The organism is Pseudonocardia sp. SID8383 (genome assembly GCF_009864975.1).
Classification (GTDB): domain Bacteria; phylum Actinomycetota; class Actinomycetes; order Mycobacteriales; family Pseudonocardiaceae; genus Pseudonocardia; species Pseudonocardia alni.
Genome location: NZ_WWFY01000608.1, coordinates 1 through 1,396, shown reverse-complemented (window position 1 = coordinate 1,396; position 1,396 = coordinate 1). Strand labels below are relative to the sequence as shown.

General features: G+C 76.6%; 2 protein-coding genes. Both read left to right on the top strand.

All coding sequences use genetic code 11. The annotated features are described in order from the left end of the window. Positions 1-1,018: HAD-IC family P-type ATPase (locus GTW08_RS14800; protein WP_202417187.1), on the top strand; the 1,018-nt coding region annotated here is incomplete at its 5' end. 20 nt (positions 1,019-1,038) lie between these two features. After that, positions 1,039-1,396 (top strand): alpha/beta hydrolase (locus tag GTW08_RS14795; RefSeq protein ID WP_161152080.1); only part of this gene is annotated, 358 nt, incomplete at its 3' end.

Here is a 1,396-nt window from a genome sequence, read left to right as displayed (position 1 = left end):
GGCCGGGGTGCGGGTGGTGATGGTGACCGGCGACCACCCCGCCTGCGCCCGGGCCGTCGCCGCGGAGGTCGGGATCGACCCGGACCCGGTGCTGACCGGCCGCGACCTCGACGGTCTCGACGACGCGACGCTGGCCGCCGCCGTCGCGTCGACGCCGGTGTTCGCCCGTGTCTCGCCCGCGCACAAGCTGCGCCTGGTCACGGCGCTGCAGGCCGGCGGGGAGGTGGTGGCGGTGACCGGGGACGGCGTGAACGACGCCCCCGCGCTCGCCCGGGCCGACGTCGGCGTGGCCATGGGCTCGTCGGGTACCGATGTGGCGCGCGAGGCGGCCGGACTGGTCCTGGCCGACGACGACGTCTCCACCCTCACCCGGGCCCTGCACGAGGGCCGCACGCTGCACGGGAACCTGCGCAAGGGCGTCGCCTACTACCTGGCCTGCAAGGCCGGGCTGGTCGCGACCGTCGCCGCCGGGGTGCTCACCGGGATGGCCGTACCGTTCACCCCGATCCAGATCGTGGTGCTGGAGATGTTCATGGACATCGCGGGAAGCGCGACCTTCGCCGCGGAACCCGCCGAGCGCGACGCCATGACCCGCCCACCGCGCGCCCCGGGTGCACGCTTCCTGGACCGGGCCCTGCTCGGCGACCTCGCCGCGGGGGCGGCGGCGTTGTTCGTCGCCGTCGGCGGGCTGTACCTGGTGACCGCCTCGCAGACGGTCGCGTTCGTGGGCTGGCTGTCCGGGCACCTGGCGCTGGCCTGGGTGATGCGTACCGAGCGGACGCCGGTGCTGCGGGCGGGGCTGTTCGCGAACCGGTTCCTGCCGTGGTGGACGGTGGTGACCGCCGTGGCGGTGTGGGTGGTCACGACCGTGCCGGTGCTGCGGGAGACGCTGCGGCTCACCCCGCTGACCGGTCCGCAGTGGACGGCGGCGGTGCTGGTGCCGGTGGCCGCGGTCGCGGTGCTGGAGCTGCGCAAGGCCGGGCGACGGCGGGCCGCCACGGCACGCCCGGCGGGGTGATCCGTGCTAGACCACCGGTCGTGAACGGATCGGTCCTGTCCCGCCCGGCCCCCGAGCCGCCCCGCACCGTCGCCGTCGGCGACGACCCCGACCAGGTCATGGACCTGTGGCCGGACGGCGGGCCCGGCCGCCCGCTGGTCGTGCTGGTGCACGGCGGGTTCTGGCGGCCCCCGATCGACCGGACGCACCTGCGGTCGATGGCGGCCGCACTGAACGCGCTGGGGCTGCCGGTGGCCTCGCTGGAGTACCGCCGGGTGCCCGGCGACCCGGACGCGACGGTCGCCGACGTGCTCGCCGGTCTGCGGGCCGCCCGCGCCGTCGCCGGGCCGGTCGTCGCGGTGGGGCACTCCGCGGGCGGGCACCTGGTACTGCACGCCG